Annotated in this window: 29 protein-coding genes; 10 read left to right on the top strand and 19 right to left on the bottom strand. The window is 62.6% G+C overall.

Annotated features, from left to right (window positions below):
* Positions 1-15: 15 nt before the first annotated feature.
* The 11 genes from BRA1417_RS0133155 to BRA1417_RS46070 form a co-directional block, all read right to left on the bottom strand.
* Positions 16-651 carry a cytochrome c gene (locus BRA1417_RS0133155; RefSeq protein WP_027519468.1) on the bottom strand — a complete coding sequence of 212 codons (636 nt, stop codon included), beginning with the start codon at positions 649-651 and terminating at the stop codon, positions 16-18.
* The gene (locus BRA1417_RS0133150; RefSeq protein WP_027519467.1) at positions 651-1,490 is read right to left on the bottom strand and encodes a substrate-binding domain-containing protein; all 840 of its coding nucleotides are present in this window, start codon (positions 1,488-1,490) and stop codon (positions 651-653) included. The genes BRA1417_RS0133155 and BRA1417_RS0133150 overlap by 1 nt, the downstream gene beginning before the upstream one ends.
* Positions 1,474-3,291 carry a methanol/ethanol family PQQ-dependent dehydrogenase gene (locus tag BRA1417_RS0133145; RefSeq protein ID WP_371260029.1) on the bottom strand — a complete coding sequence of 606 codons (1,818 nt, stop codon included), beginning with the start codon at positions 3,289-3,291 and terminating at the stop codon, positions 1,474-1,476. The genes BRA1417_RS0133150 and BRA1417_RS0133145 overlap by 17 nt, the downstream gene beginning before the upstream one ends.
* A 129-nt stretch (positions 3,292-3,420) precedes the next feature.
* Positions 3,421-4,080 (bottom strand): heme-binding protein, encoded by a 660-nt coding sequence (locus BRA1417_RS41330; protein WP_371260028.1) that lies wholly within the window; start codon positions 4,078-4,080, stop codon positions 3,421-3,423.
* A 202-nt stretch (positions 4,081-4,282) separates the two neighbouring features.
* A complete protein-coding gene (locus BRA1417_RS0133135) occupies positions 4,283-5,206 on the bottom strand; it encodes a cytochrome c oxidase assembly protein (protein ID WP_027519465.1) in 924 nt (307 codons plus the stop codon).
* Positions 5,194-5,547 (bottom strand): hypothetical protein, encoded by a 354-nt coding sequence (locus BRA1417_RS0133130; RefSeq protein WP_027519464.1) that lies wholly within the window; start codon positions 5,545-5,547, stop codon positions 5,194-5,196. Before BRA1417_RS0133130 ends, BRA1417_RS0133135 begins: the two co-directional genes overlap by 13 nt.
* Complete coding sequence (locus BRA1417_RS0133125; protein WP_027519463.1) at positions 5,544-6,143, bottom strand: cytochrome c oxidase subunit 3; 600 nt, start codon at positions 6,141-6,143, stop codon at positions 5,544-5,546. The genes BRA1417_RS0133130 and BRA1417_RS0133125 overlap by 4 nt, the downstream gene beginning before the upstream one ends.
* Complete coding sequence (gene ctaD / locus BRA1417_RS0133120; protein ID WP_035968971.1) at positions 6,140-8,047, bottom strand: cytochrome c oxidase subunit I; 1,908 nt, start codon at positions 8,045-8,047, stop codon at positions 6,140-6,142. Before ctaD ends, BRA1417_RS0133125 begins: the two co-directional genes overlap by 4 nt.
* A gap of 2 nt (positions 8,048-8,049) precedes the next feature.
* Positions 8,050-9,024 carry a cytochrome c oxidase subunit II gene (gene coxB, locus BRA1417_RS0133115; RefSeq protein WP_245286306.1) on the bottom strand — a complete coding sequence of 325 codons (975 nt, stop codon included), beginning with the start codon at positions 9,022-9,024 and terminating at the stop codon, positions 8,050-8,052.
* Positions 9,025-9,123: 99 nt separating this feature from the next.
* Positions 9,124-9,678 carry a DUF421 domain-containing protein gene (locus BRA1417_RS0133110; RefSeq protein WP_051448431.1) on the bottom strand — a complete coding sequence of 185 codons (555 nt, stop codon included), beginning with the start codon at positions 9,676-9,678 and terminating at the stop codon, positions 9,124-9,126.
* Positions 9,679-9,696: 18 nt separating this feature from the next.
* Positions 9,697-9,819 carry a hypothetical protein gene (locus tag BRA1417_RS46070; protein ID WP_256379206.1) on the bottom strand — a complete coding sequence of 41 codons (123 nt, stop codon included), beginning with the start codon at positions 9,817-9,819 and terminating at the stop codon, positions 9,697-9,699.
* 145 nt (positions 9,820-9,964) lie between these two features.
* On the opposite strand from BRA1417_RS46070, the gene BRA1417_RS0133100 reads away from it, so the two are divergent.
* Both BRA1417_RS0133100 and BRA1417_RS0133095 read left to right on the top strand, forming a co-directional pair.
* Positions 9,965-10,183, top strand: a complete 219-nt coding sequence (locus BRA1417_RS0133100; protein WP_027519459.1) for a hypothetical protein — start codon at positions 9,965-9,967, stop codon at positions 10,181-10,183.
* Positions 10,184-10,212: 29 nt separating this feature from the next.
* Positions 10,213-10,680, top strand: a complete 468-nt coding sequence (locus BRA1417_RS0133095) for a metallophosphoesterase family protein (RefSeq protein ID WP_027519458.1) — start codon at positions 10,213-10,215, stop codon at positions 10,678-10,680.
* Between the two features lie 20 nt (positions 10,681-10,700).
* Here the strand turns inward: BRA1417_RS0133095 and BRA1417_RS43260 are convergent, their stop codons facing one another.
* Together BRA1417_RS43260 and BRA1417_RS41325 are read right to left on the bottom strand one after the other, a co-directional pair.
* Positions 10,701-10,889, bottom strand: a complete 189-nt coding sequence (locus BRA1417_RS43260; RefSeq protein ID WP_007596149.1) for a hypothetical protein — start codon at positions 10,887-10,889, stop codon at positions 10,701-10,703.
* Between the two features lie 41 nt (positions 10,890-10,930).
* Entirely contained in the window at positions 10,931-11,500 is a 570-nt protein-coding gene (locus BRA1417_RS41325) for a DUF1236 domain-containing protein (RefSeq protein WP_051448430.1), read from the bottom strand.
* A gap of 149 nt (positions 11,501-11,649) precedes the next feature.
* On the opposite strand from BRA1417_RS41325, the gene BRA1417_RS45105 reads away from it, so the two are divergent.
* Complete coding sequence (locus tag BRA1417_RS45105; RefSeq protein ID WP_198034883.1) at positions 11,650-11,823, top strand: hypothetical protein; 174 nt, start codon at positions 11,650-11,652, stop codon at positions 11,821-11,823.
* A 788-nt stretch (positions 11,824-12,611) separates the two neighbouring features.
* Here BRA1417_RS45105 and BRA1417_RS0133080 read toward each other — a convergent pair.
* Together BRA1417_RS0133080 and BRA1417_RS0133075 are read right to left on the bottom strand one after the other, a co-directional pair.
* Positions 12,612-12,827 carry a hypothetical protein gene (locus BRA1417_RS0133080; protein WP_027519457.1) on the bottom strand — a complete coding sequence of 72 codons (216 nt, stop codon included), beginning with the start codon at positions 12,825-12,827 and terminating at the stop codon, positions 12,612-12,614.
* Positions 12,828-13,022: 195 nt separating this feature from the next.
* Positions 13,023-13,502 carry a DUF4142 domain-containing protein gene (locus tag BRA1417_RS0133075; protein WP_084462359.1) on the bottom strand — a complete coding sequence of 160 codons (480 nt, stop codon included), beginning with the start codon at positions 13,500-13,502 and terminating at the stop codon, positions 13,023-13,025.
* A 227-nt stretch (positions 13,503-13,729) separates the two neighbouring features.
* Here BRA1417_RS0133075 and BRA1417_RS0133070 point away from each other — a divergent pair, with 227 nt between their 5' ends.
* From BRA1417_RS0133070 to BRA1417_RS0133055, 5 genes are all read left to right on the top strand, one after another.
* Positions 13,730-14,239, top strand: coding sequence for a DUF2243 domain-containing protein (locus tag BRA1417_RS0133070; protein WP_027519455.1), 510 nt, complete (start codon positions 13,730-13,732; stop codon positions 14,237-14,239).
* Positions 14,211-14,375 (top strand): hypothetical protein, encoded by a 165-nt coding sequence (locus tag BRA1417_RS44435; RefSeq protein ID WP_156949026.1) that lies wholly within the window; start codon positions 14,211-14,213, stop codon positions 14,373-14,375. The genes BRA1417_RS0133070 and BRA1417_RS44435 overlap by 29 nt, the downstream gene beginning before the upstream one ends.
* Before the next feature lie 37 nt (positions 14,376-14,412).
* Positions 14,413-15,198: a succinate dehydrogenase iron-sulfur subunit gene (locus tag BRA1417_RS0133065; RefSeq protein WP_027519454.1), complete on the top strand. Its 786-nt coding sequence runs from the start codon at positions 14,413-14,415 to the stop codon at positions 15,196-15,198.
* Between the two features lie 72 nt (positions 15,199-15,270).
* Entirely contained in the window at positions 15,271-15,750 is a 480-nt protein-coding gene (locus BRA1417_RS0133060; protein WP_027519453.1) for an NUDIX hydrolase, read from the top strand.
* Positions 15,751-16,611, top strand: a complete 861-nt coding sequence (locus tag BRA1417_RS0133055) for an SIR2 family protein (protein WP_051448429.1) — start codon at positions 15,751-15,753, stop codon at positions 16,609-16,611.
* A gap of 27 nt (positions 16,612-16,638) precedes the next feature.
* On the opposite strand, the gene BRA1417_RS0133050 is transcribed toward BRA1417_RS0133055, so the two are convergent.
* Both BRA1417_RS0133050 and BRA1417_RS43250 read right to left on the bottom strand, forming a co-directional pair.
* Positions 16,639-17,613 carry a patatin-like phospholipase family protein gene (locus tag BRA1417_RS0133050; protein ID WP_027519451.1) on the bottom strand — a complete coding sequence of 325 codons (975 nt, stop codon included), beginning with the start codon at positions 17,611-17,613 and terminating at the stop codon, positions 16,639-16,641.
* 69 nt (positions 17,614-17,682) lie between these two features.
* Entirely contained in the window at positions 17,683-17,919 is a 237-nt protein-coding gene (locus tag BRA1417_RS43250; RefSeq protein WP_084462357.1) for a DUF3551 domain-containing protein, read from the bottom strand.
* Between the two features lie 161 nt (positions 17,920-18,080).
* On the opposite strand from BRA1417_RS43250, the gene BRA1417_RS0133045 reads away from it, so the two are divergent.
* Together BRA1417_RS0133045 and BRA1417_RS0133040 are read left to right on the top strand one after the other, a co-directional pair.
* Positions 18,081-19,277, top strand: a complete 1,197-nt coding sequence (locus BRA1417_RS0133045) for an NADH-quinone oxidoreductase subunit D (protein WP_027519450.1) — start codon at positions 18,081-18,083, stop codon at positions 19,275-19,277.
* Positions 19,278-19,303: 26 nt separating this feature from the next.
* Positions 19,304-19,540 carry a hypothetical protein gene (locus BRA1417_RS0133040; protein ID WP_027519449.1) on the top strand — a complete coding sequence of 79 codons (237 nt, stop codon included), beginning with the start codon at positions 19,304-19,306 and terminating at the stop codon, positions 19,538-19,540.
* Between the two features lie 52 nt (positions 19,541-19,592).
* On the opposite strand, the gene BRA1417_RS0133035 is transcribed toward BRA1417_RS0133040, so the two are convergent.
* Together BRA1417_RS0133035 and BRA1417_RS44430 are read right to left on the bottom strand one after the other, a co-directional pair.
* Positions 19,593-20,480, bottom strand: a complete 888-nt coding sequence (locus BRA1417_RS0133035; protein WP_027519448.1) for a manganese catalase family protein — start codon at positions 20,478-20,480, stop codon at positions 19,593-19,595.
* Positions 20,481-20,683: 203 nt separating this feature from the next.
* Positions 20,684-21,028 (bottom strand): hypothetical protein, encoded by a 345-nt coding sequence (locus BRA1417_RS44430; RefSeq protein ID WP_198034882.1) that lies wholly within the window; start codon positions 21,026-21,028, stop codon positions 20,684-20,686.
* Positions 21,029-21,038: the final 10 nt, after the last annotated feature.

Raw genomic sequence — 21,038 nt, 5'->3', positions numbered from 1 at the left:
CTGCTCCCCGGCCGATCAGGGCTTCTGGCCGAAGTTGAAGGACTTGGTGGCAGACCAGGGATCGGTCGTCGAGACCTGCTCGCTCGGGACTTGCTCGACCTCGGGCGAAGGCAGATTGGCCGAAAAGGTTCGGCCCCATTGGTGGCTCGGCTCGTTGCTGATCTTGCCGATATAGGTGACGAGGTCCCAGATCACGCTGTCAGGCAGCACGCCGCCCCACGCCGGCATCCCGTTCGGCCGCCCCTGGTAGATCGAGAGAAAGATGTTCTCGGGCTGCGAGCCGTAAATAAAGGTGTTGTTACTCAGCGCCGGCCCCATGCCGCCGCCGCCATTCGGCGCGTGGCAGCCGACGCAGTTGAAGTTGACATAGTAGGTCATCCCGCGCTGCTGCGCGTTGGGATCACCTTGCACGGGATTCTTGATTTGCGGCGGGTCCGGCTGCGCGCCGGGATGGAGGTGACTGACCGGGACCTGCATGAAGACGCCGGGGCTGCCATTGCCGACGCTGCCACCGAAATTCGGGCGCGGAGACAGCGTCGGCATCTGCGCCTCCTGCGACTGTGGCAAGGTCTGCTGGGCCAGCCCCGCACCATTCGGCAAGACCGCCAGCAGCAACGACAGGGCGCTCGCGCGCATTGCTGGAGCAGACATCACTCATGTCCTCCCGATACCGTAACGGGTTGGTCGACCAGCGGAACGCCGTAACTGCGTAGCAGCGAGGTGATCTCGGACCGATGCTCGTCGATGAATGCATTCAGTCGGTCGCGCAAGGCGTCGTCGCCTTTACGCACGCCCATCGCGATGGCGAACTGGAACTGCTGCGGTGCAAAGCGTTCGTAATCCCGGATCGGCGTGACCGTCAGCGGGACGGCAGAGCGCTGGGCGAAATATCCGCCGAGCGGACCCCAGGCTGCGGCGACATCGAGGCTGCCGCTTTCGACGGCTTCGATCAGGCGCGCCGGCGGATCGGCCTGGCGATAATCGCCGTAGATGGAGTAGCCGCGGACGTTATCGACGATACCCTGGTCGCCGAGCGCCTGCGCCGGCGGGGGATTGTTGCCATCGTCGCCGATCAGATGCACGCCGATCACGAGGTGATGCAAGCGCGGGTCGAGCAGGGACGAAAGCTCGAGGTGCTGGTCCTGGCGCGTGACGAACACGTAGCTCGAGCGATAATAGGGCTTGGTCGTCTCGACGAGATCATAGCCGGACGGCACGCCCATGACGACGTCGCATTTGCCGGCTTTCAGCGTGTTACGGATGAAGCCGCGGCGCTGCGCCCACCAGGTGTAGGAGACCTGCTGGCCGAAATGCTCGGCCACCATCGTCGCGAGCCTGTTTTCGAATCCCGCTTCGGCGTTGTTCGAGAACGGCAGATTGTTGGGATCGGCACAGACGCGAAGATCGCGATCCGACGCTGCCGCCGCCGTGGTTGCAAGCCCGACCAGAAAACCAAGGGCGATGCCCCGACAACTATTTCGAAGGCGCATGGCTGGTGTCCTGACCATTCGCGCCGCCGAGTTTGAAGACCAGCAGCTCGCTCCCGCCGGCGGTATAGAACGGCAAATCCTGCGTCGCGCCGGTGAACCCCAGCGCACCGTTGCGCACCCGCGGATCGACCTCGGCATTGGCCACTACACCCGGCCAGCCGCCGACGCCCGACAGGATCGCGATGTATTGCTGTCCGTCGGAGCCGCGATAGGAGATCGGTTGGCCGATAAACCCGGAGCCTGCGCGGAACTGCCAGAGCACGTGCCCATCCTTGGCATCGACCACTTTAAAAAGGCGATCCATGGTGCCGTAGAAGGCGACATCACCTGCTGTGACCAGCGCGCCGCTCCAGACCGGCAGCTTCTCGTGGATCTCCCAGACCTTCTTGCGCGCGATCGGGTCCCAGGCCATGAACTCGCCACGATAGCCGCCGGGGCCGGCATACATGTCGACGTCGGCGCCGACATAGGGCGTGCCGGCGATGTAGCCGACTTGAGAGGCCTTGAAATTCATGCAGAGATGCTGATGGGGTACGTAGAGCAATTTTGTGCGCGGTGACCACGCGCTCGGCTGCCAGTCCTTGGCGCCTGGAGCGGTCGGGCAGATGTTCTCAACCGTCTTGCCGACGAGTGGAGTCTTCTCCTCGTTCGGGATGATCTTGCCGGTCTTGAGGTCGACGCCATTGTATGCGTTCACGAACTCATAGGCGTCCGCCGAAATGACTTCACCGGTGGCGCGATCCATCACGTACATATAGCCGTTGCGGCCGGGATGGATGAGAACCTTACGCGGTTGGCCATTCAGCTCGAGGTCGACAAGCACGTTCTCGTTGATCTCGTCGTGGTCGAAGAGGTCGTGCGGGTTGACCTGGTAGGCCCATTTCGCCTGGCCCGTGTCTGGGTTTCGCGCGAAGATCGATGCGCTCCAGAGATTGTCACCGCTGCGCTGGTTCGCATTCCAGGGGCTTGGGTTGGCCGTGCCGTAGTAGATCAGATTCAGATCAGGATCGTAGGAGATCCAGCCCCAGACCGTGCCGCCACCGACCTGCCAGCGGTCGGCCGGCCAGGTCTTCACGCCGAGATCCTGGCCCTTGAGATTGTCGTAGAACGGCTTGAAATCGTCTCCGATCAGCACGTCCTTGTCGGGGCCTGTTGAATAGGCGCGCCAGGCGATGGCGCCGGTGTTTTCGTCAAGGGCGGTGACCCAGCCGCGCACGCCCAGTTCGCCGCCGCTGTTGCCGACGAGAATCTTTCCTTTCACCACCACGGGAGCCATCGTGATGGTTTCGCCCTTGTTGATCTCGCCGAGCTTCGTGTGCCAAAGCTCTTTGCCGGACTTGGCATCTATTGCGACGGTGTGGTTATCGAGCGTGTTGAGGAAAACCTTGCCGTTGTCGAAGGCGAGTCCGCGATTGACGACGTCGCAGCAGGCAACGCCTGCGGCCGCGGGCTCCGGCTTCGGCGCGTAGGACCATTTCAATTCGCCGGTCGTAGCATCGAGTGCGAACACACGGTTGGGGTAGGGCCCCGCATAGGGGCCGACCACATACATGGTGCCGTCGACCACGAGCGGCGCCGCCTCCTGGCCCCGGTCGGCGCCCACCGAGAACGTCCATGCAAGCTGGAGGCGTGATGCATTGGACGCGTTGATCTGATCGAGTTCGCTGTAGCGGGTGTTGGCATAGTCGCGCGCCGCCATCGGCCACTGGGCCGGGTCTTTCATGCGGCTAGCGAGATCAGTCTGTGCTGAGGCGGCCGACAGCACCGCCGAGGACAAGCAAATCACGCTCAGTAGCCGCATGAAGCTACGCATTAACATATGTGAAGATCTCCACGGCAGTGACGAGGCCGCGCTGCGTCGCAGGCCGGTTTACGAACGTACAAACGTTCCGACTTCGCTTGGTTCCAAAGAGGTGTGACCGACGACGAGCTATCTCACGACGTTGCCGGATACGCCGGCGCCGAGGTCGACTGCAATCTGGTCTTCCTTGCCATTGCATTTGGGATGGCCAAATCCCGACGGGCTTTTGCCGTCGGGGCCGATGTCGTAGATGATCGCATCCTTCATGTTGGGGCTGACGCCGGCCGGCACGCGGTCGAGCCCGAGCTGGTGACGCACGCGCCAGGCCACGTTGTGATCTGCGCAGGAGCTGTCGCCGCTGACGCCTAGCGCGCCCGTGATGCCATTGCTGTCGTAGAGCGCCAGCCCGCCTCCGAATACGATGGTGCCGCCGATCGGCTTGCCCACCATCGGATCCTGAGCCGTGCCGAAGGTGTTCGGAGATCCGGCGTACAAGGCTTCCGGGGAGGGCGGGTTGCCGACGGCCGCGCCGAACAGGAACCCGCCGGGCTGCGCACCCGCATAGAGATTGGCCGTCGCCATCGCCTTGTCCTTCAGGCTGAACGCATTCGCCGTGTTCGCCTTCTCGGCCGCGATGGCCCGGCTGCCGAGCCACTGGTCGTCGACCTTGCCGCCGCTGTAGGCGACCGCGCAGACGACGCCCTGCCGATTGACGACGGCAGCCCATTCGTTGTTGTCGAGGCCTCCGTTGCTTGGGCCGCCGCCCGGCTTGACGCTCTTCTTGAGGATGTCGGCGAGCTTGTTGGTCGACCGGGCACGACATCCCTGGCTGGGGTTGGTCCTGCGCGTTCAAGACTACAGGCACCAAGAATGCTGCGGTGAAGATAGCCGTTAGCGCCATGACGGATCCTTTTTTCATGTGGCCTCCGTGGAGTGTCGCAGTCGGCAGGCGAACGTCTGAAGAGAAGTTGCGGTTCCTATGCAGCATCGCTCAGCCCGGATGTTGAATGAGCGGCAGGTGGGAATGGCTGCCGTTCGCAGTCAGCCATCGATGAGCGAAGAACAACGCCGCGCCGGTATAGAGCATGCCCATGGGCACCCACATCAGGATGCCGGCGAGCTGCTGGTCCTCCAGTGCCGAGAGGCCGAATTCGCCAGCGAGGGCGCCTTGACCGGGGATCCACAGCCGCGGCGACACCGTCAGCAGAGCCCCGAGCACACCCGAATGCAAAATCGTGATGAACAGGCACGCGACAGCGATGCCGTCGCGAATTCGGGTGCTGCGGCCCTGTCCGCGGCCATGCAGCAGCACCCACCAGAACAACAGCGCGGTCGCAAAGAAGCTGATGTGCTGGAGACGATGAATCGCTGTATTCTCGAGCGCCCACGCATATAGCGGCGGTGCGTGCCAGACCCAGAGCGCCGCGCCGTGCAGGATGGTCGCGCTCATGGGATGGCTCACAAACCGCCACGGCCACGCCAGTATCGGTAGACTGAGCACGCGACCCGCCGCAGGGCGAAGCCGGGCCGGCAGGCTCCACAGCATCGGCCCATTGATCCGGGCAAACGCCATCAGCGGTGCCGCGACCACCATCAGCAGTTCGTGCTCGACCATGTGCGCGGTGAACAGACGCTCGCCGAGCCAGTGCAGCGGCGAGGTCACGGCGAGCGCAGCCACCAGCCATCCGGTCCAGAATGCGGCGACCTGGCGGAAGCTGACGCCACGGCCGCCACCCGCATGGTGCCAGAGCCGCTGCGTTCCGACATAGAAGCCGATACCGACGGCATAGAGCGGCGCCATCAGCCAGGGATCGTAGCTCCACAGCGAACCGGGATCGACCTCCGATAGTCCGTGCGCGGCGGCCGGTCCCGCGAGCAGCGCGAACAGCACTGCTGCAAAGGTCAGCGCAGGCATGGGCTGATCATGAGCGAGGCCGCGAACTGGTTCGCAATCACCAGCGCAAACAGCACGCCGGAGCCGACGCCAAGCCAGGCCATGAACGTTCGTGGCCCGCCGCCTTGCGCATCCGTCCATTCAGCCCCCGCGCCACGTCGAACCGCGCGGGCGGAAATGACAGTGCCCGCGAGCGAGACGACAGCCAGAACCGCACTCATGATCGCGCCGCTGATCCTGGTCTGTTCGCAGGAGAAGTGCGCGAGCACGTAGACGCCTTGCAAATTGATGCCCCAAGCGATGGGCCCAAGCGCAACGCCGGCCCAGTAGAGCAGTCTGGAACGTCCGTCGGCTGCGGTCATAGGCGTGGCACCCAATCGAGCAAGACATAGAGCGGCAGCCAGGCGAGCACGACGAAGTTCCAGTAGAACACGTTGTCGGTCACGTCGCTGAACCGGCGCGGTTTCGCATGGCGCGTGAACATCAACACCGCCAGCACGACCGTGTCGCCGACATCCGTGGCAAGGTGGGTCGTGTGCAGCCCGAGAATGAGCCATACGATCGAGCCGTAGGCTGAATTGTCCCAGCGGGTGTTGAGATGCGCGAACTCGAAGCCGCGCAGCACCAGGAGCGCGATGCCGATCAAGGCCATCACGATCAGGCCGATCCGCACTTTCGCGAGATCCTGTCGGTGTGCGGCGCGGTTCGTGAACTCGTTGGGAATGATGCTCAATAGATAAATCACCGTCTCGACCGTCCCCGGCCAGAGATCCGGCGGGGATGCTCCGATCGGCCAGGTCGGGTTGACTGCGTAGAGATAAAGGTAGGCGCCGATGGCAATGGCAAAGCCCATGCCTTCGAGCGCCATGAAACCCATGGCGCCCCACCACGGGCCACTACGCGGGCCATAGCCGTAAGTCGGCAGGTCCGAGACGTTGCGGACGATGGTCTGTCTCACTCCTCGTCCTCCTTGCTGCCGGTCGGCCAGAACCAGCCGATCAAAGTCACGGCCATCGGCGGCGTGCCCCAGAGCACCGCCCAAGGCGTGAAGATCGATCCGATGAAGAAGATCGTCGTTGCGATCGCCGCAAGCAGCGGCCAGATGCTCGGCTCGGGCGATGCCTCGCGGATCTGGGGCTCGGCTTCGGCCAGCGAGGTCAGCAGCACCTCGCGCCGCTCGGCGCTCAGACCCGCGACCACAGGCAGGCTCTCGCTATCGGCCCACAGCGGATCGCGGTGCTTGACGACCGGAATGCGGTCGAAATTCTGCGGCGGAGGCGGCGACGAGGTCGCCCATTCCAGCGTCGAGGCATCCCAGGGATTGTCGCCGGCAAGCGCGCCCTTGCGCAGGCTGTAGACCACATTGGCCAGAAGCAGCGCGAAGCTAAACGCGAAAATGAGAGCACCGCCGCTGGACACGAGGTTCAGGTGCGCCCAGTCCATGTCGGCGGTGTAGGTATAGACCCGGCGCGGCATTCCGATCAGCCCGAGGATGTGCATCGGGAAGAAGGCGACGTTGAAGCCGATGAAGGCCAGCCAGAAATTCCAGCGTCCGAGTCTTTCGCTCAGCATGCGGCCCGCGATCTTGGGAAACCAGTAGTAGACCGCGCCGACCAGTGGGAACACAGCGCCGCCGATCAGGACATAGTGAAAATGGGCGACGACGAAATAGGTGTCGTGCACCTGGGTGTCGATCGGGACCGAGGCGACCATGACGCCGGACAACCCGCCGAGCACGAAGATCACGATGAAGCCGATCACGAACAACAGCGGCGTCCGGTACACCGGACGTCCGTCCCAGAGCGTTGCCAGCCAGCAGAAAATCTGCAGCCCGCTCGGCACCGCGATCAGCATGCTGGAGGCTGTGAACAGGGCTGCGCCGAGTTGGGGCAAGCCCGTGACGAACATGTGGTGGACCCAGAGGCCGAACGACAGGAAGCCGGTCGCGATCAAGGAGAGGATCACGACGGGATAGCCGATCACCGGCCGCCGCGCGAACGTCGCGAGGATCGCCGAGACCATTCCCGTACCCGGGATGAAGATGATGTAGACCTCGGGATGGCCGAAGAACCAGAACAGATGCTGCCAGAGCAGGGGATGTCCGCCCGATGACGAATCATAGAAGCGGGTATTGACGAGGCGATCCAGGATCAGTGACGTCGATGCGACCATGATCGAGGGCATCGCGAACATCACGAGGAAGGCCGTCACCAGCATGGCCCAGACGAACAGGGGGATGCGGTCGAGCGTCATGCCGGGCGCGCGGAGCTTGAACACGGTGACGACGATCTCGACGGCGACCGCGAGCGCCGCTACCTCGGTGAAGGTGATCATCTGCGCCCAGACATCGGCCCGCTTGGTCGGTGTGAACTGCAGGCTGGAGAGGGGAACGTAGGAAAACCAGCCGACATCGGGGCCGACGTTGAACAGGAAGGAGATCCACAGAAAGCAACCGCCGAATAGAAACATCCAATAGCTGAAGGCATTCAGACGCGGAAAGGCGATGTTCCGTGTCCCGACCATCAACGGCACCAGATAGACGGCGAACGCCTCCATGACAGGCACGGCAAACAGGAACATCATCGTCGAGCCGTGCATCGTGAAGACCTGATTGTACTTGTCGGCCGAGAGAAACGTCTTCTCGGGCCCGGCAAGCTGAACGCGCATCAGGATCGCAAGGATGCCGCCAAGAAGCAGGAAGGCGAATGCGGTCAGGATGTAGCGACGGCCAACGACCTTGTGATCGACCGACATGAGCGCGCCGACAAGTCCGGACGGCGTGCGCCACACCCGCTCGAGCTGCGTCGAAAGCTGCAGGCCGTTCAGGACGTCGTCCCGCAATTCATTTGGTTCAGCGGCCATGCTCACTTGAGCTGCTCCAGATAATGAATGATCGCGATCAGCTCGTCCGATTGCAGCGGCATCTTCGGCATCAGATTGCCGGGCTTGATGTGCTGGGGATCGGCGATCCAGGCGCCGAGCGTCGCGGGAGTATTCGGCAGCGTTCCCGCAGCGATCGTCGCGCGGCTGCCGATATGCGTGAGATCCGGGCCGAGTTGGCCGCCGGCCAGCGTACCGCTGATGTTGTGGCACAAGGCGCATCCGCGCGCCCGGAACAGAGCCTCGCCCTGCTTGCCAAGCTGATCCGCGGGGCTGTTCGCGCTCTGGTTTTCATGGTCGCGCCAGCGGCCGAACTCGTCGGGCGACATCGCGATCACGGCGAGTGCCATGTGGGCGTGCTGGATCCCGCAAAACTCGGCGCATTGTCCGCGATAGACGCCCGCATTCTTCGCCGTGAATTGCAGCTCGTTCTTCTGCCCGGGGATCAAGTCCATCTTGCCGGTCAGGCTGGGGACCCAGAAGCTGTGGATCACGTCGGCGGATTCCAACTCGACCTTCACCGGCTGGCCGGTCGGGATCCGGATCTCGTTGGCGGTCACGAAACTCTGGTGCGGACTGTCGGCTTCATAGCGAACCTCCCACCACCATTGATGGCCGATGATCTTGAGCGTGTGGGCTTTCTCGTCCTTGGCAAAGACGGTGCGCTGACCGGCATAGCTGACCAGGGAGAGGCCGAGCACGGTGACGGTGGTCGCAATCCCAAGCGCAAGGATGACGCGCCCGGAGCGCTGTTCGAAGGACTGGTGGAGGTCCAGCGGCTGATCGGCTGTGCGCTTCCGGCGCAACAGCCCCACGCCCAGAACGATGACGACAGCGGTCCAGACGATCGCCGCGACAATGAGGAAGATGAACAGCGTGTGCCGAATCTGGTCGGATTGCAGCCCTTGAGGGTCGAGCGCCGACTGCCGGCCCGCGCACGCAGCAAGCGGCCAAGTCATGCACAATACCAGAACCCTTCGCACCCAGACCTGCATTGACGTTTTGTCGCACTCCGCTTCACATGCGGAACCGGTCAGGCGTACAAAGGTTCCTATGCGCTAATCCGGCCGGTTCGCCGAATTCGAGCCGCCCAGTTCCGGGATGTCGGCGAGCGCCGTGGCATCGGACCGGAGCTGCCTGATAACGCTGAATGTACCGTCCGCCTCGAGCACGACCGCACCGACATCTTCAACACGATCAATGCCATGCTGCCGGACGGCGGCGCGAACGTCCGCCTCTGCCACACGCTGGCTGCGCATCGCCTCGTGAACAAATCGCCCCTGATGGAGCAGCAACGTCGGCTGCGGATTCACGACCACCCGCAACTGGCTCCACTGCGCCACGGCGAAGGCGATGATGAATTGCAGGCCGATCAGGATGATGAAGCCGACCAGCGACTGCGCCACGCTGATGTTGCCGGACAACACGCTGTTGGCGAACGTGGAGCCGAGCGCGACCGTGACGATCAGGTCGAAGGCGTACCATTTGGCAAGCGTTCGGGGCCCCGCGATCCGGAGCAGGACGACCAGCGCGACATACGTGACGGTCGTGCCGATCGCGGTTCTCAGGAGCGGGGTCCAACCCTGGAAAAGGATATGTCCGACATCGGGCATGACAGCCACGCGCCCGGACTAGAATGGCCAGCCCTTGTCAGCGATCAGGATCGCCGCATCGCCGGCGGCCATCAGCAGCAGCACGATAAGGACGGCGATCATCGCGCCGGGTTGGGCAAGCACGCGCAGTTCTTCCAGCATGGGTTGGCTCCAAAAACGCGGATGTTCCGCAGCAGCAATGTCGCGATGACTTGAGGGTTCCTGCGGACGTGCAGGGAGTTGATGGCCGCCCCGCCGGAACGAAGGCTCGAGATCGCGCGTTCCTGCGACGAATTCGAGGGTTCACGTGCCGCGCTATCATTTCGATCTGGTCGACTCCAAGACCGTCGCAGACGAGGGGGGTGCTGAATTGCCCGATGACATCATGGCGCTGGATGTTGCCGAGGAGATCGCGAAGAGGCTCCTTGCGGAGCGTCCCGAACTCAAGAATCGTCAATTTTCCATCCTGGTCACGAACCACGAGGGTGAGGAGATCGGGAAGGTACCCCTGGATGTCCTGCACTGAAGCTTTGGCCTGACAAGGCATTGAGGATCATGGCGTTGAGGATCGGCGTGATCTCGGATACGCACGGCCTTCTCAGGCCGGAGGCCGAACGCTGTCTTGCGGGAGTCTCGCATATCCTCCACGCCGGTGATATCGGCGCGCCGGAGGTTCTGGAGCGGCTTTGCCGAATAGCGCCCGTCACCGCCATCAGGGGAAACGTCGACGTTGGCAGCTGGGCGAGCCGCTATCCTGAAACCGAAACGGTGCACCTCGGCGCTCGTTGCTTCTACCTCCTGCACGATCTCAAGGCGCTCGCGATCGACCCTGCAGCATCCGGTGTGAACGTGGTGATATCAGGACATTCGCACCGGGTGCGGGTCAACACGATCAACGGAGTGCTTTTCCTCAATCCCGGGAGCGCCGGTCCAAGGCGCTTCAAGCTGCCGATCACGCTGGCAACGCTCGATCTGGATGAGGGCGGCGACCTGCGGCCAGCCATCCATGAGCTCGACGCGTGAACGAGGCAGGTGCGTGCCTGCTAGTGGGTATTCGATTTTTGCCACCGCTCCAGATCAATCGGGGGACGCTTTGGGTCGATCTGCTCCTTCTCGGGATTTCCCTGCCAAGGCTGATCGGTCTGCCGGTGGGTTGGCAAATCGGTCTGCTGTCGCGGATCGTCGACCGGGGTTTCTCTCGGGTCGTTTTCAGGTTCTTTTGCTTTCGGCATAAGCTGTCCTCTCTACAATCTGTCGATGCGGCGGCACGCGATCAGCGTACGCCAGCGATAATTGCCGCTACGCGGCGCGAATGTTGATCGACGATGACGAGATCCTTTCCAGCGATGAGATATTGATCGCCCCAGAACCCGTTCAACACTTGCGTGACCTCGGGCGGCAGGTCGGCCACCTGAGTCTGGCGCGGCACTGAAGTACCGATCATCATCTCGAAATTCGGGCGATCCATCGTGGGACCGTGCGCTGATGAGAGGATAGAGCGGAGCTGCTCGCGTTGCTGATCGTTGAGGTTAGCCGGCTGGGTGGTCTGCTTCACATCCCGCGCACGGGCGCCGGTCGCGTCCTCATTGCCAGCCGGGTTTTCCTTGGCAGCTTTGCTGACCGCCTCGCGCTGCGTTGGAACTCCAGTGCCGACCGTCGTGGCCGCGGCACCTTTGTCCGCTCCTGTGGAGGGGCGGCCCAGATAGTCTGTTGCCCCGAACATCTGAGGGACGGCGAACCAGACGATGAAACCTACAAACAGGACGGCTGCCACCGCCGAACCCACCATCATCAGCTTCCGGGTCCCGTCCTTCTCCGTTTCACGCGATAGATCCTTGACCATGAACAAAAAGCCTTCGGTATGAACTGGAAGGTCAACACGGGCAGGAATCGTTCGTTCCTAGGGGCATGCATCAGCATCGATCAGGAACGAGCGACGCCGCATCTCATTGCCAGCGCATGAGGTCGCGAGACCGAAACAAGGAGCATGCAATGTCCAAAATGCCCCCCGTACCGCCGGAGCAGCGAAGCGACAAGGGACCCGGGTCTGATCCAAAGAGCGAGACCGAGGACAAAGTCCCCGGCCGCGAGAACTTCGACACCCAGGGCCGTCACGGCAACATCAAGCAGAACACGACAAACCAAGGCTACCAGCAGGACCGATGAATGCCACACAAGAACTCAGACACTGAACGCTTCGGTGGTCCGGGCTCCTCGCGGCAGGACCGCAAGCACCCCGAAAAGGGAGGTCGCGAGCATGAGCGCCCTGCGCCCGGAATGCCCACCAACGACCGCAAATCACACGTCTCGGGAGGCGGTGGTGAGCGCGACCAACATCACACGCACAATGATCGCGAGAGGAGCTGAGCAATGCCTAAGACAACTTCGAGCTTGATGCTGATCGCCTTCCTGGCGACCGCGTCGATAGGGGCCGCCTCGGCGCAGAGTGGCGGGGGTGGCGGCGGCGGTGGCGGTTCGGGAGGATCGGGCGGAGCAAGCGCGAGCAGCACGAGCGGCGGCACCGGCGGCACCACAAGCCCCGGGTCAGCCGGCGGTGCCTCGAGCCTTGGGTCTGCAGGCGTTGGGTCTGCAGGTCCTGGGTCTGCAGGCCTCGGGTCTGCTGGAGCTACAAACCAGACAGGCGGTGCATCGCCCAATCTGGGTAATCCGGCCGACGCGGCTGCGGCTTCGCGCGGCACGACGGCTAACGGCACGAACACCGCTGGCACGAACACGGCTGGAACGGCCCAATCAACCGGTGGTGGCCCGCGAGGATCAACCACCGTCGGTCGGGCGGGCAACCCCGCAGGAGGGACCAGCAGCGGACGGATCGACGGAACTGCGACACCCGGTCCGTCGATGCCGGGCGACGCCGAAATACGCTCGGAGAACTCTCAGGATTCCCACGTCGATCGGAAGATCAAGAGCATCTGCAAAGGTTGCTAGATCGGTGATCAGGACGTCGGGTCCCCCGGCGTCCAATCGAGGTCGTCCTCGCTTCGAGGTTCGGGGTCGGGCGAGCAGGGCTTGATCTTCAGATCGTCCTCGAGCCTGGGCTTGCCCTCGCTGCTTTCGACCAGACCGGCGTCTTCGGCTTTCTTCAGCGTTTCCTCTTTGGTCGGAAATGTCCGGCTCAGTTTTTCGTCATCCTTGAACAGGGCATACGCCATATCGGCTCCTCGCAGTTTGATCATCGACAACTTTGGCGGCGGCCGTCACGCGCGGGCACCGCCAATGCTACGGCTGTCACTTCCGCTTGCGCTTGAGACGTTGCGCGCCGTTTCCCCGTTTTCCTTTGCCGTGCTTCACGGCGGGCCGTCTCGACCTTCTTGCCATTTGTACCTCCTTGTCGCCGGGGTGAAGCTCTAGCCGACATCCCTGAGATTGCTCAGGATCGCCAGGTGACGCTGAATGATCGGCAGCGACATCTGTGCGACCTGCTGTTCGCCGGGGTTGCCACCGGATCGCAAATAGGAATTGTTGAGCGCGAGCAATTCACGGTGCCCGCGGATCTGCCCCTGCACATACATCCGGTCGAAGGGACCCGACGGTGTGGCCTGAAGGCGCTGAAGCAGGGCGGCATGATCCGGCCGTAGCGGTGCCGATCCCGGCGCTGCTCCGAGCGCGCTCGCGACCTGGACCTGTTCGGCGATCTCTGCATTCGCGAAGTTGACGATGTCGGGATTGCCGGTGCGCGTCAGCGCGAGCTGACTCGTCTGCATCGCAAACGCGCCACCCATGAGGTCGGCCGTTCGAAAATCCCGCTGCGGGATTGGTTTGGATTGCGCAGTGTAGGTCGATAGTCCGAGGCCGCCCAATGCAAGTAAAAACGATCTTCTCAGCATGATGAAGCTCCAATGTTGGATTCACAAGACGCTGCGACCGTTTCGAACGTTCCTATCGTCACCATAAGCAGCCGAGCGATGCTCCATCTAGCGCCTTCGGCGGCATGAGATGAGCAGGCAGGTTAACGCAGGTTATTGGCACGGGGAGTGCGTCATGATCATAGGAACGGCAACCTGGAGGAGGGTTTGTCCATCATCCAGATGCCGACCGGCGCACGAGTAGATTCATGCAAGACAGCGATTCATCCAGCTTCCCGATTTCCGCGGGCGTCCTTCTCGGGCTTGGTCTGGGCGGATTTTTCGACGGCATCGTGTTTCATCAGCTGCTGCAATGGCATCATATGTTAAGCGGCTGGTACCCGCTCAACTCCATCGACAACGTCAAGCTCAACACGACCTGGGACGGCATTTTCCATAGCGCAGCCTATGTTCTTGTGCTCCTCGGCCTGTATGTGCTGTGGCAACGGGCGCGCAGGTCCGACATTCACTTGTCGGGCAGCCGGTGCCTCGGCGCGGTCCTGCTCGGTTGGGGCATCTTCAATCTGGTTGAAGGCGTGGTGGACCATGAGATCTTCAAGCTGCATCGGGTGAATGAGACGGTCCCCGACGAACAGCGCATCTTCTGGGACATCGGCTTCCTGCTATGGGGTGCGGCCATGTTGGTCATCGGCGCCGCCATGTCACGCGCGGGCACGCACGGGAGGGTACATGCGGAAAGCAGTCTACAGGCTCGCTAGAGAGACTCCGCCAGCTCTGGTCTATGCCATTTTTATATTGCTGCTGGTGCTGGCGATAGCACCGGCTTTTCGCATCGTGCTGTTTGGTGTGTCGCTGGACGATCTCCTGCAACTACGTTGCTTCAATCCCAACTGATGCGGTTATCAACGCCTCATGTCCGCCCGGAGGTACCATGGTCGAGTTCAGGCTTCCGAAACACTCCCGCGTCGAAAAGGGACGGATCTGGCCCAAGCCGGATAGCAAATCGCTGCGCGAATTCCAGGTCTATCGCTGGAATCCCGACGACGGACGCAATCCCCGGCTCGACACCTACTTCGTCGACATGAGCGATTGCGGGCCCATGGTGCTGGATGGTCTGATCTGGATCAAGAACAACATCGACTCCACGCTGACGTTCAGGCGGTCCTGCCGCGAAGGCGTGTGCGGCTCCTGCTCGATGAATATCGCCGGCCAGAACACGCTCGCCTGCACCAAGTCCATGAACGAGGACGCCCCGAACGGCGAGCCGCTGCGCGTGCTGCCCTTGCCGCATCAGCCAGTGGTCAAAGACCTCGTTCCGGACCTGACGAATTTCTACGCCCAGCTCGCATTGATCGAGCCTTGGCTGCAAACCGTGTCGCCCACGCCGCCGAAGGAATGGCGGCAGAGCCATGGGGATCGGGCGAAGCTCGATGGACTGTACGAGTGCATTCTCTGCGCCTGCTGCTCGACGTCTTGTCCAAGCTACTGGTGGAATTCCGAGCGTTTCCTCGGCCCAGCGGCTTTGATCCAGGCGGCGCGGTGGGTCAATGACAGCCGCGACGAAGCGACAGGCGAGCGCCTCGACAAGCTCGAAGACCCCTTCAGGATCTATCGCTGTCACACCATCCTCAACTGCGCGAAGGCGTGCCCGAAGGGCTTGAATCCGGGCGAAGCCATTTCGGGATTGCGGCTCAAGATGGTCGAACGGAAGTTCTGATCGGTCGGACTCTCCCCACATAAAGGAACGATGGCTGCGGCGCTGGCTTATCGACCAAACTGGAGGCGCCTGATGGGCAAGAAACAATTCGCCGCGTTGCCGTTCACGCTGAAGAATTCCGAATTGCGCGTGTTGCTGATCACGACCAGGCGCAAGGGCAGGTGGAGTGTCCCGAAGGGATCGCCGATGCGCAAGACGGAGCCGCACCGTACGGCTGCGCTCGAGGCGTACGAGGAGGCCGGTCTCCTCGGCGTCACCGCAAAGCGCGCGCTGGGCTCCTTCAAGCATCGTAAACGGAAGGGCGATCGCAAGCGGACCATGGACGTTGCCGTCTTTCCCATGAGGGTCCACGGGCAGGAGCGCTGGTGGCCGGAAAAGGGTGAGCGCGAAGCAATCTGGGTCTCGCCGAAGAAGGCGAGCCGTCTAGTCCACAAGGCGCAGCTTCGGCGTCTGATCGCCCGCTTCGCGGCGCAGACGGAGAAGACCGGCTCCTCGCCGCTGCTTGATGTTGTGAGTCGAGGAACCCGGGCGCCCTCGAGTAATTCAAGGTAGATGAACCAGCAACCGATCGGACTCGCATTCGAGGAGCGACCGCCTCATGAGGTCCTGGCCGCTGCGATCAAGCGGCGTCGCGCGATCCTGTTCGTCGGCGCCGGCGTCTCGATGGCTGTCGGCCTGCCGTCCTGGCAATCTCTGATCGACCATCTGCTGGATGATCTTGGACTTGAGCGCGACGTGATCGATGGAATGCACGGCGGCTATCAGATGCTGGCGGAGTACTACCGGCTGAAGCGCGGCGGAATTGGCCCGCTCCGCAGCTGGCTCGACCGCAACTGGCGCGTCGATCCGGAGAGGATCGCGGCCTCGCGGCTCCACAAGCTGATCGTGGAGCTCGATTTTCCGACCATTTACACCACGAATTACGACCGCAACCTCGAGGCAGCCTTCGAGGTCCTGGAAAAGCCCTATGCCAAGATCAGCAACGCAAAGGACATTGCAAGCGCCCGTTCCGGCGTCACGCACATCATCAAATTCCATGGCGACTTCGACGACGATGCCTCGCTGGTCCTGACCGAAACGGACTTCCTTAACCGGCTCGCGTTCGACTCGCCACTCGATATCCGGTTTCGCGCCGACGCCTTGGGAAGCACGCTGCTTTTCATCGGATACAGCATGTCCGATCCCAACATTCGGCTCCTGCTGCACCGAATTTGGCAGAGTTGGGACGAATCCGGGCACCGCCAGGACCGACCGAGGTCCTTCGTTTTCGTCACCCAGCGCAATCCGGTGCAAGAGGCCGTATTGGCGAACTGGGGCATCACCACCATCGCGCCGCCTGCCGGCGTCGGCCCGGATGATGGTGTTATCCGGTTTTTGCTGGACATCCAGCAGCGTATCGAGCGAGAGACCTAAAGCAGTCCCCGGCGCGCTGAAACGCTGCTAGCCTCGCCGCACCTCGCATATCCCGTTCCCGGCCGCCAAGGATGCGGCATGCTGCATGTCCAAAAAGCCCGCGCGCCAACGTTGCGCCATGGCAGCTTCCGACAGGTCGAACGATTTCTCAGGTCCGGCTTCCTCGCGGCCGGGCCGGTAGCTCAGGAGATAGATCCTGTCGTTGCGATCCAGGTCCTGTAGCTCGGCGCGAAGCTGGCGAGCTTCGAGGGCGTGACGAAGGCGCTGAAAGGTCTGATTGCCGAAGCTGAGATCGCTCTTGCGCTCAGCCGCGGCCTCGAGGCCATCAGGGACGTTGCCATCCCGCGCAAAGAGGTCGACGATGTAAAGACGAAGCGAGGCTGCAGCTTCGAGGACCGGATCGAAAGGCGCGTTGAGCGAGAACCCGCCATCGCCGAGCCATCTCCCGGCGACCTGCACCGGAGCGAATTCGGGGAGAAATCCGCAACTGGCCAGGATGTGATCCATTTCGATCCGCTCCGACGACGAGTCGAACAGCACGGCATCGCCGCTTTCGAGGTCCGTTGCGCAGATGGAAATGCGCAGCTCGCCGTTGTTCAGGCGCCCGAAATCGATCAGCCGCTGAAGGCGTTCGCGTGTTGGGCCGAGATCGTACAGACCGGTGAACGGGAACGACGGTAGAGGGAGACGGGGATGGAAAAAGCCGGTGTGGCCAAGCAGGCGGGTATTGATCGAACTCAGCCAGGCAGACAGATGGCGGCTGTCGCTCGTTGTAGCGACAGGCGCGGCGGGAGCATGCCAGTAGCTGCGTAAGTTCTGGATTCGGTCGGCGGTTGGACATCCGGCGATCAATGCGGCCGTGATCGCGCCGGCGGACGAGCCGGCGACCCAGTCGATGTGCGGCGAGACAGAAGTGAGTGCTTCGAATGCGCCGCCATGATACGCGCCAAGACCGAGACCGCCCGCCAACACGACGGCCGTGAGCGTTTGCTCTGCTGCCATGGGGCCGCTCGGATCAGCGGCGGGACGGGTCAGAATGGGGCTCGATTGCCGGTCCGCAGCCTGGGCCGGTCACCGATATCCCCTATATCGCCGTGCATAGGCATAGCGAGGATTGACGCCGCAATAGGCGTTCGTGCCCGATGCAGTCGCCATGCACTGAGCGTAACTGGCGAACTGGCAGTTGCCCGGATAGCCCCAAACGCGGCCCTGGAGGCAGTAGCGATCTTGTGCGACGGCCGCCGTTGGGGAGCCGATGCCCGCCACGAGCGCGAGTGCGGCGGCAGCCAGGAGCAATCGATGTTTCATGGAAATCTCCAATTTCAACAGTGAACGTCGCTCGTGAAGCGGTGTTCCAAAGTGCAACGTTCATGGCTCCTTTTCTCCGGTTCGGCGCAAATCGTTAACCTGTGTGAAGCCGTTCGATGCCGATCGCGATTAAGGTGAGGGCGCCCTCGATCGGAAGCGATATGTCTGACCAGTCTCCCAGCTTGAGAAACTTCACCATCAATTTCGGTCCCCAGCATCCCGCCGCTCATGGCGTGCTGAGGCTCGTGCTCGAACTTGACGGCGAAGTCGTCGCACGGGTCGATCCGCACATTGGTCTTTTGCATCGGGGCACCGAAAAGCTGATCGAGGCGAAGACCTATCTTCAGGCGATCCCGTATTTCGACCGGCTCGACTATGTCGCTCCTTTGACGCAGGAGCACGCATTTTGCCTGGCGATCGAGAAATTGATCGGGCTTGAAGTTCCGCGGCGAGGGCAGCTGATCAGGGTACTCTATCACGAGATCAGCCGCATCTTGTCTCATCTTCTGAACGTCACGACGCAAGCGATGGACGTCGGGGCCTTGACGCCACCGCTTTGGGGCTTCGAAGAGCGCGAGAAGCTCATGGTGTTCTACGAGCGTGCGTCCGGCAGTCGGATGCATGCCAACTATTATCGTCCCGGCGGCGTGCATCAGGACCTTCCACCGAAACTGATCGATGATATCGAAGCCTGGTGCGATCCGTTCCTGCGCGTCGTCGACGACCTGGACCGGTTGCTCTCGCTCAACCGCATCTTCAAGGCCCGAAATGTGGATATCGGCCGGGTGACGCTCGAGCAGGCCTGGGCGTGGGGCTTCTCCGGCGTGATGGTGCGGGGGTCGGGCGCGGCGTGGGACTTGCGAAAGGCACAACCCTACGACTGCTATGCCGAGATGGACTTCGACATCCCCGTCGGCAGGAACGGCGACTGCTACGACCGCTATCTCATCCGCATGGAGGAGATGCGGCAATCTGTGCGCATCATGAAGCAGTGCATCGAGAAGCTGAAGTCTGCCAACGGCCAGGGCCCGGTGCTCGTGCAGGACAACAAGGTCGCGCCGCCGCGACGTGGCGAGATGAAGCGTTCCATGGAGGCGCTGATCCACCACTTCAAGCTATACACCGAGGGCTTCCACGTTCCCGCTGGCGAGGTCTATGTCGCTGTCGAGGCTCCGAAGGGCGAGTTCGGTGTGTTCCTCATCGCGGACGGGACAAACCGTCCCTACAAGTGCAAGATCAGGTCGCCGGGGTTCGCCCACCTGCAAGCGATGGACTTTCTCTGCAGGGGGCATTTGCTCGCGGACGTCTCGGCGATCCTCGGGTCGCTGGACATCGTCTTCGGCGAGGTCGATCGCTGACTGGAAAACCGCACTGGAGGATCAGCATGGATATCAGGGAAAGCTCCGCGATGACCGAAGCGTCCGGCCTTGTGGACGATCAGTTCACCGCGCAGAACGGCTCGCACGCGCCGCACGGTGATACAAGAACAGGATTGGATACGTCTTCCCGTGCGGCCGCGGTGCAATTGGCCGACCAGCTGAGGAGCATGACCAGGGCAGCGCCGCTACAAGCGGTCTTTGCGGCGTTTCTGTTGGGCGTTCTGGTGGCTCGGCGTCGCTAGACGTCGGCCAAGGCGGTCCCTTTCGTCGGACGCCCTGGCCGTTGCAGGAGAATCAGGCCAGCGCGTTCGTCACCGGCGGCTCGTTCATCTGCTCCACCTGTGCCCCACTATCCGGCCGTGCCGGTCCGAGCACAGGCTCCTCGCCCAAAGGCTCGAACCCGGCGCGGAAGCTGAACGACCCCTGGCCGTCGAGCGAAGGACCTTCGCAGTAGCGCCCGGGCTGCAGCGGCGCCGCGTTGCGTTCGGTGCCCATGAACATGTAGCTGAACTCGGTCGCCTCCTTGCTGCGATCGAAGCTGTTCGGAATCGGGAGAGCGGCGTCCTTGCCCATTTCCTCGATCACTGCGAGCCATTGCTGTTGATGCATGGTGTCGCGCGCAATCAGGTAGCTCAGCATGTCCTGCATACCGGGATCGCTCGTGGAGTTGAAGAGACGCACGGCAAGGGTCCGGCCGGTGGATTCGGCGGCGACGTTGCAGTACATGTCGGCGGCCAGATTGCCGCTGGCATAGACATGCGAACAATCGAAGGGGACGCCGTCGCAATTTGCAGGGAAGGCGGCCATGCCGGTCGAGAGCAGATGCCGGTGCAGCATGCCCTCGATCACATGCCGCGGCCGCTCGCCGCCGTTCATCACCGCGCCGACGACCGGGTTGGCCTGCAGGCTAGTCTCCTGCATCGTTGCCGGCGCATTCTCCAGGTTCAACGCAACAGCGGTCGCGAGCATCTCGATGTGGCTGATCTCTTCGGTCGCGGTATTGAGCAGGACGTCGCGATATTTGGCCGGCCCCCGCGCACCCCAGGCCTGGAAGAAATACTGAAGGCAGACGCGGATCTCGCCCTCGACGCCGCCAATGGCCTGCTGCAGCTGGCGGGCGAAGATCGGATCGGGCTTCTCGACCCTGACCGGATATTGCAGTCGTTTGTCGAAGTAGTACATGCGCAGCTCCTTTTGTGTTCAACGCTATTGCGCAATGAGTGCTGCCGGGTTGCGTTCCTATGGAGTTTCTAGCGGCTACTTTGAAATGCCTCTAATTGCGACTGAACGCGATGCGGCCCCGGCGAGGAGAGGATCTCGCCGGGGCCGCTCTCATGCGCGCAACAGCAAGGAGCGCGCTTTGGGAAATTGCGAACCGCGAACCGTTAGCGGCGCGGCATGGTGCCGTTGGATGGCGGGGTCGTCTCGTTGCGCATGCCGGAAGGACTGGAGGCACCTTGTCCGCCCCGCTCGACATGCGTGATGCCGCCGCCGCCGCCGGAGCCACTGGCTCCGCCTGAGCCGGCTCCCGCACCACCGCCAGCTCCAGCTCCAGCTCCAGCACCGCCGCCTGCGCCGCCGGCACCAGCGCCAGCGCCGCCTCCGGCCCCACCACCGGCGCCGCCTGCGCCACCACCAGCGCCACCGCCTGCACCTTGTGCGAACGCTGCGCCGACTGAAGCGCCTGCAAGCATTGCTGCCGTAAAGATCGTCAGGATCGTCTTACGCATCTTTCTTCTC

This window comes from Bradyrhizobium sp. WSM1417, assembly GCF_000515415.1.
Lineage (GTDB): Bacteria > Pseudomonadota > Alphaproteobacteria > Rhizobiales > Xanthobacteraceae > Bradyrhizobium.
Note: the sequence above shows the minus strand (reverse complement) of the source record. Positions and strands in the feature narration are given on the sequence as shown.